Raw genomic sequence first — 6,821 nt, 5'->3', positions numbered from 1 at the left:
AAGCCCAATCTGAAGCAGGAGTTCAACAAGGAGCCGCACGTCCGCGGCGTCTGCTCGATGGCGCGGACCAACGATCCCAACAGCGCTAACTCGCAGTTCTTCATCTGCTTCGACGACGCCCGCTTCCTCGACAACCAGTACACCGTCTGGGGCGAGGTGACCGAGGGCATGGACCTGATCGACGCGCTTCCCAAGGGCGAGCCGCCCCGCGAGCCGGGCAAGATCGTCAAGGCACGCGCGAGCTGAAGGGCGCACCGGACCAGCTCAGCTGGATCGGAGACGCCCAAGGCCGGCCGGCGGGTCGCTCCGCGAACCCGCCAGACGCGGCTTTGCCGCGGCGGGGCCGATGATTGATCGTCACATTCGGCCAAGGCGACTTGGGCAAAGCCCAAGTCGTCGGTCGTAGCTGCGTTACGCCGGCCGGGCTTGTGCGTCTCGTCGCCAGCTACGCTTGCGTCGTGCGCTCTGCGCCCAAAGTCCCCACCAGCCAGTCGCGGAACAGCCGCACCGGCTTCAGCTGCAATGCCCTAGGGCGGCAGACGAACCAATAGCTGTACGGGCTGGTCACCTCCACGTCGAACAGCGGCACCAGCCGCGGATCGTTGGCGTCTAGGTAATGGCTCTCGTGCATGAAGGCGACGCCCAGCCCCTGCGCCGCGGCCTCCAGCATCAGCGGGCCCGAATCGAAGAGGTCGATCGCCGCCGGCTCCACGTCCGGCACGCCCGCCGCCTGCCGCCAGGCGGTCAGGTTCTCGCTCATCTCGCGGTGCAGCAAGACCGTCAGCCGCGAAAGTTGCTCGGGCCGCACCACCGGATCGGCCCGCTCCACCAGCGCGCGTGCGCCGATCACATAGACCTTGTTGCGATCGAGCCGGTGCGCATAGAGCGCCGGGTCGATATCCCTCGCGAGCGCGATCACCGCATCCAGCCCTTCGCCCAGCCGGGTGATGCCGTGCGCGGCGGTGTCGATGTCGAGGTGAAGCTCGGGATGCGCGGTGCGCAACTCGCCCAGTCGCGGGAACAGCCGCTGCGAGGCGAACAACGGCAGCACGCCCAGCCGCAGCCGCAACACCTCGTCGCCGCTGGTCATCGCCTCCACCGCATCGGACAATTGGTCGATCGCCGGCGCGATCTGGGCCAGCAGCCGCTCGCCATCGGCATTGGGCACCATCGCCTGGTGCCGGCGCGCGAACAACGGCCGGCCGATGAACCGCTCCAGCGTCTGCACCCGCCGGCTCAGCGCCGGTGCGGAGAGAGCAAGCTCCTGTGCCGCCGCCTTGACGGAGCCCAGCCGGGCGACCGCGACGAACGCTTCGATGGCGGTGAGGGGGGGGAGGCGGCGCATCGTGCGGTGCATCATGCCGGTTCGGCAGGGGTTCGGACAAGCACGTCAGCGACTAAGTTGCAAAAAATGCAACTCGGCGTCGATCATTTCGCACTTGCACAATGAACGCTCTCACAGCATTTAGGGCGGGCCTTTCAGGCATCCTCTCCTAAAAACTTTCATGGGCTGGCCTTCGGGCCGGCCCTTTTTTCTTGTTAGCACTCCCCCTCTGTCCCGGCGGGAACCTCGCCCCTATCTATCGCGCTTCGAAGCGACCGAGAGCGAGGGAACAGATGGCCGACAGCGAGGTACCGACGCGCAAGCTCCAGGTGGCGAACGCGCGACCCGAGGATTCGGGCCGCGGCATCGCGCATCTTCCCCGTTCGGTGATGGCGGCGCTGGAGCTGGCCGACGGCGACGTCGTCGAGGTCGTCGGCAAGAAGGTGACGCCGGCGCGCGCCGTCGGCCCCTATGCCGAGGACGAGGGGCTGGAGCTGATCCGCATCGACGGGCTCCAGCGCGCGAATGCCGGCGTCGGCTCGGGCGATTTCGTCGAGGTGCGCCGCGCCGAATCGAAGCCGGCGACCCGCATCGTCTTCGCCCCCGCGCAGCAGAACCTGCGCCTCCAGGGCTCGAACAACGCCCTGAAGCGCGTCTTCTTCGGCCGCCCGCTCTGTCAGGGCGACGTGGTCGCCACCGCCGGGCACCAGCGCGTCCAGAACATGCCGCCGGGCATGCAGCAGTTCGTCAGCGCCCCCGCTTATGCGCTCCAGGAGATCCGCTTGGTCGTCGTTTCGGCCGCTCCCAAGGGCGTGGTCCACATCGACGAGAACACCGACGTCGAACTCCGCGCGGAATATGAAGAGCCGCAGGAGGCCCGGCGCGCCGACGTCACCTATGACGACATTGGCGGCATGGCCGCCACCATCGACCAACTGCGCGAGATGGTGGAGCTGCCGCTCCGCTATCCCGAGCTGTTCCAGCGCCTGGGCGTCGATCCGCCCAAGGGCGTGCTGCTCCACGGGCCGCCCGGCACCGGCAAGACGCGGCTCGCGCGCGCGGTGGCGAACGAGAGCGATGCGCAGTTCTTCCTGATCAACGGCCCCGAGATCATGGGCTCGGCCTATGGCGAGTCCGAGAAGCGGCTGCGCGACGTGTTCGAGGAAGCCTCGAAGAGCGCGCCCTCAATCGTCTTCATCGACGAGATCGACTCGATCGCGCCCAAGCGCGGCCAGGTGTCGGGCGAGGCCGAGAAGCGTCTCGTCGCGCAGCTGCTCACCCTGATGGACGGGCTGGAAGCGCGCGCCAACCTGGTCGTCATCGCCGCCACCAACCGCCCCGAGGCGATCGACGAGGCACTACGCCGCCCCGGCCGGTTCGACCGCGAGATCATCGTCGGCGTGCCCGACGAGCGCGGCCGCCGCGAGATCCTGGGTATCCACACCCGCGGCATGCCGCTGGGTGACAAGGTCGACCTGGCCGAGCTCGCCCGTACCACCTTCGGCTTCGTCGGTGCCGACCTCGCCGCGCTTACCCGCGAGGCGGCGATCGAGGCGGTGCGCCGGATCATGCCGCGCCTCAACCTGGAGGAGCGCACGATTCCCGCCGAGGTGCTCGACACGCTGGCGGTGACCCGCGAGGACTTCACCGAGGCGCTCAAGCGCGTCCAGCCGAGCGCGATGCGCGAGGTGATGGTGCAGGCGCCCACGGTGCGATGGGAGGATGTCGGCGGGCTTGACGACGCGCAGATGCGCCTCAAGGAGGGCGTCGAGCTGCCCTTGAAGGACCCCGACGCGTTCCGCCGGCTCGGCATCCGCCCGGCCAAGGGCTTCCTGCTCTACGGCCCCCCCGGCACCGGCAAGACCCTGCTGGCGAAGGCGGTGGCGCGCGAGGCGGAGGCGAACTTCATCGCCACCAAGTCCAGCGACCTCCTGTCGAAATGGTATGGCGAGAGCGAGCAGCAGATCGCCCGGCTGTTCCAGCGCGCCCGCCAGGTCGCGCCCACGGTGATCTTTATCGACGAGCTCGACAGCCTCGTCCCCGCGCGTGGCGGCGGGCTGGGCGAGCCCAACGTCACCGAGCGGGTGGTCAACACCATCCTCGCCGAGATGGACGGGCTGGAGGAGTTGCAATCGGTGGTCGTCATCGGCGCCACCAACCGCCCCAACCTGATCGACCCCGCGCTGCTCCGCCCCGGCCGCTTCGACGAGCTGATCTATGTCGGCGTGCCCGACCTGCCCGGCCGCCGCCGCATTCTCGGCATCCAGACCGAGAAGATGCCGCTCGCCAATGACGTCGATCTCGACCTGGTCGCGCGCCGCACCGACCGGTTCACCGGCGCGGACCTCGGCGACGTGGTCCGCCGCGCCGGCCTGATCGCGCTCCGCCGCTCGCTCGGCGCGCGCGAGGTCTACATGGCCGATTTCGAGAAGGCGCTTGACGAATCGCGCGCCAGCGTGACGCCCGAGACCGAGCGCGAATATGAGCAGATCGCGGCGAAGCTGAAGCAGGAGGCCAGCGCGATGACCTCGATCGGCTTCATCTCGCCGGGACAACTGACGCCGCGGAACCGGGAGTAAGGCAAAGCAGGACCGTTCGTCCTGAGTAGCCGCTGAGCGCAGCGAAGTGGCGTATCGAAGGACATGGCGTGACCATGTGGTTCGATACGAGCCTTCGCTGCGCTCAATCTCTACTCACCACAAACGGGTTTGGAGGCGTCCCGCAGCGTCGCCCAGCCATAGGCGAACAGCACCAGGCACGCCGCCCCCGCGACCAGATAGGGCAGGGGGCGCCACAGTTCGTACAGGCCCACCCCGATCGACGGCCCCAGCACGAAGCTCGCGCCGTTGACGCTGGTCACCTTGCCCGCGACATTGCCCTGCGCCGCCGCGCCCACCGCCAGGCTCGATCCTGCGGTGAAGCCCGGGCGGGTAAAGCCGAAGCCCAGGCTCGCCAGCGCAAAGGCGGTTGCGATCCCGTAGAGCGAGGTGGCGAGCCCGGTCAGCGCCGTCCCCGCCGCCGCCAGCACCAGTCCACTCAGCACCAGTGCGCGAGGCTTCAGGTTGAGCGTCGGGATGATTCCCCATTGCGCCAGCAGCGCCGCGCCTGCGCCCATGATCAGCACGATGCCGGTCGATTCGAGCGCCTGCGTCGGCGGCAGGGCCAGCCGGTCGATCACGAGGAAGCCGATCGCCTGCCCGGTCATCGCCTGCGCATGGCCCATCACCAGCCCGGCAATCATCCAGCCGCGGATGCGCGGATCGGTCCAGCGGACGCGCTCCACCCGGCTGCCGGTGGCGGCGCGCACGTTGGCGCCGGTCGGCTGGCCGCCGATCGAGGGATAGGCGCTGGCGGCGCCATGCGCCTCCGGGTCCCGCACCGCGGCGCGGTCGTCCGGCAGCATCCGGTACACCGCGACGAACACGCCCACGCCGAACAGCGCGAACACGAAGGCCGGCCCCGCCAGCCCGATCTCGATCTCCCCCAGATGACCCAGCAGCAGGTAGGGCGCCACCGCCGGGCCCGCGATCGTGCCGAGGCCAAAGGCGGAGGCGAGCAGGGTCAGCGCCTTGGTGCGTTCCTCGCGCGTGGTCTCGCCCGCCACCAGCGCCTGCACCGCCGGCGGCGCGGCGGCGCCCAGGCTGCCATAGATCAGCCGGCCGAAGATGAAGAGCAGGAAGGCGGTGGTGCCCGCGATCCAGCCGTTGATCCCCGCCGCCAGGAACAGCCCGCACACGGTGAGGCTCAGCGCATAGCCGCCCATGCCGAGCAGGATCATCGCGCGCCGCCCGTGCCGGTCCGACCGGTTGGCCCAGAGCGGCGCGGCGATCACCCACAGCAACGCGGAGACCGAGAAGGCGGCCGCCACCGCACTGTCGGGCACGCCCAACGACCGGCCCAGCGCGGGCAGCACCGACTGCAGCGCGGTATTGCCCGCGGCGATGGTCAGCATCACCACGAACATCAGGGCGAAGCGGCGGTCGAACCCGCCCGTCATCGCGCCCATCCATAGGAACGCTCGATCCGCGCGACCTGGAGGTCATAGGATCGATACCAGCGTTCGCGCCCGATCGCGCGCACGGCGGCGTGCTCCGCTTGCTCGCGCCAGGCGATCGCGCTCGCCTCGTCCGCCCAATAGCTGACGGTGATGCCGAAGCCGTCCGCACCGCGCGCGCTCTCGATACCGCGATAGCCCGGCTGCGCCGCGGCGAGCGCGTCCATCGCCTCGGCCGCCGCCGCATAGCCGGGGTCGTCCGCCGCGGTGCGCTGGTTGGCGAAGATCACCGCAATCTGTCCGGTCCGGTCCTGTACCATGACGGTTCGATTACCCCCGTGTCACACCAGTGCAACCGTTCTCGCTTGCACGACGTTTGCCGCCCGTGCCACGGACGCATGGCATTACGGTTTCGAAGGATCTCCATGCCCAACCCGACCGCCGCGCTGCGCCGCGGACGCGCCCGCCCCCAACGCATGCCGACGCCCTGGGGCATGTTCTTCCGCGGCTTCGTCAAGCATCCGGTGATGGTCGGGTCGATCATCCCCTCCTCGGACCGGTTGATCGACCGCATGCTGAAGCCGGTCGACTGGGCCAATTGCAAGCTGTTCATCGAATACGGCCCCGGCGTCGGCACCTTCTGCCGTCCGATTCTGGAGCGGATGGCGCCGGACGCACAGCTGATCGCAATCGATACCAATCCGGACTTCATCCGCTACCTGGGCCGGCGCATCGGCGATTCGCGCTTTGTCGCGATCAACGGCTCGGCCGCGGATGTCGAGGCGATCGTCGCGGATCATGGCCACCCATCCGCGGACTACGTTCTCTCGGGCCTGCCCTTCTCTACGCTGCCACCGGGCGTGGGCGCCGAGATCGCCGCCGCGACGCACCGGGTGATCCGCCCGGGCGGCGCCTTCCTGGTTTATCAGTTCAGCCCCAAGTGCCGGGACTTTATGGCCCCGCATTTCGAGCGGATCGATCATGACATGGAATGGTGGAACGTGCCGCCGGCGCAGCTCTACTGGGGCTGGAAGGACTGAGCGGGGGCGGGCGCCTCGGCCGGGGCGCTCTCCAGCCGCTTGAGCCGCGGCGCCACCACCGGAATGGTCAGCATCGTGCTCGCCACCGCCATCAGCAGCAGCGCGGTGAAGGTCGCATTGGTGATGATCGCCTTGTCGAGCAGGATATTGGCGAAGATGATCATGATCAGCGCCTTGGTCTGAAGCAGCCACCCGATCAGCGACGCCTCGCCCGGCTTCCACCCCAGCAGCCGCCCGGCGAGGTGCACGCCGGCCAGCTTGCCGCCCACCGATGCCGCCAGCAGCAGCGCCGCCGCGCCGAACACCGCCGGTCCGCCCATCGTCCAGGTGGTGCGGAGCCCGGTGGACAGGAAGAACACCGGCATCACCGTGAGCAGAATGACTTCGCGGAGTCGGTCCATCCGCTCGCGACCGAACCACTCCGCATCCAGCACCGCGCCCGCCAGGAACGCGCCCACCATAT

General features: G+C 69.1%; 7 protein-coding genes. 3 read left to right on the top strand and 4 right to left on the bottom strand.

Annotated elements, in window-relative coordinates; all coding sequences use genetic code 11:
- On the top strand, positions 1 to 246 hold a 246-nt coding region (locus ACFDTH_RS16700), incomplete at its 5' end, for a peptidylprolyl isomerase (RefSeq protein WP_375288690.1).
- Positions 247 to 445: 199 nt separating this feature from the next.
- On the opposite strand, the gene ACFDTH_RS16695 is transcribed toward ACFDTH_RS16700, so the two are convergent.
- The gene (locus ACFDTH_RS16695) at positions 446 to 1,345 is read right to left on the bottom strand and encodes a LysR substrate-binding domain-containing protein (protein WP_375288689.1); all 900 of its coding nucleotides are present in this window, start codon (positions 1,343 to 1,345) and stop codon (positions 446 to 448) included.
- A gap of 272 nt (positions 1,346 to 1,617) precedes the next feature.
- Here ACFDTH_RS16695 and ACFDTH_RS16690 point away from each other — a divergent pair, with 272 nt between their 5' ends.
- Positions 1,618 to 3,903, top strand: a complete 2,286-nt coding sequence (locus tag ACFDTH_RS16690) for a CDC48 family AAA ATPase (RefSeq protein ID WP_375288688.1) — start codon at positions 1,618 to 1,620, stop codon at positions 3,901 to 3,903.
- A gap of 110 nt (positions 3,904 to 4,013) precedes the next feature.
- Here ACFDTH_RS16690 and ACFDTH_RS16685 read toward each other — a convergent pair whose 3' ends face one another.
- Positions 4,014 to 5,321, bottom strand: coding sequence for an MFS transporter (locus tag ACFDTH_RS16685; RefSeq protein WP_375288691.1), 1,308 nt, complete (start codon positions 5,319 to 5,321; stop codon positions 4,014 to 4,016).
- Positions 5,318 to 5,638 (bottom strand): antibiotic biosynthesis monooxygenase family protein, encoded by a 321-nt coding sequence (locus tag ACFDTH_RS16680; RefSeq protein ID WP_375288687.1) that lies wholly within the window; start codon positions 5,636 to 5,638, stop codon positions 5,318 to 5,320. Before ACFDTH_RS16680 ends, ACFDTH_RS16685 begins: the two co-directional genes overlap by 4 nt.
- A gap of 105 nt (positions 5,639 to 5,743) precedes the next feature.
- Between ACFDTH_RS16680 and ACFDTH_RS16675 the strand changes: the two genes are divergently transcribed.
- A complete protein-coding gene (locus tag ACFDTH_RS16675; protein ID WP_375288686.1) occupies positions 5,744 to 6,358 on the top strand; it encodes a class I SAM-dependent methyltransferase in 615 nt (204 codons plus the stop codon).
- Here ACFDTH_RS16675 and ACFDTH_RS16670 read toward each other — a convergent pair.
- The coding region (locus tag ACFDTH_RS16670) for a cation:proton antiporter (protein WP_375288685.1) at positions 6,337 to 6,821 on the bottom strand (485 nt) is incomplete at its 5' end. The two genes, ACFDTH_RS16675 and ACFDTH_RS16670, sit on opposite strands and share 22 nt — an antisense overlap.

Source organism: Sphingomonas sp. (genome assembly GCF_042096255.1).
Classification (GTDB): domain Bacteria; phylum Pseudomonadota; class Alphaproteobacteria; order Sphingomonadales; family Sphingomonadaceae; genus Sphingomonas.
This window is presented reverse-complemented; position numbering and strand designations above follow the sequence as displayed.

Coding starts and splice junctions, on each gene's coding strand:
- ACFDTH_RS16695 (WP_375288689.1), bottom strand. CDS start 1,345: ATGCGCCGCCTCCCCCCCCTCACCGCCATCGAAGCGTTCGTCGCGGTC.
- ACFDTH_RS16690 (WP_375288688.1), top strand. CDS start 1,618: ATGGCCGACAGCGAGGTACCGACGCGCAAGCTCCAGGTGGCGAACGCG.
- ACFDTH_RS16685 (WP_375288691.1), bottom strand. CDS start 5,321: ATGACGGGCGGGTTCGACCGCCGCTTCGCCCTGATGTTCGTGGTGATG.
- ACFDTH_RS16680 (WP_375288687.1), bottom strand. CDS start 5,638: ATGGTACAGGACCGGACCGGACAGATTGCGGTGATCTTCGCCAACCAG.
- ACFDTH_RS16675 (WP_375288686.1), top strand. CDS start 5,744: ATGCCCAACCCGACCGCCGCGCTGCGCCGCGGACGCGCCCGCCCCCAA.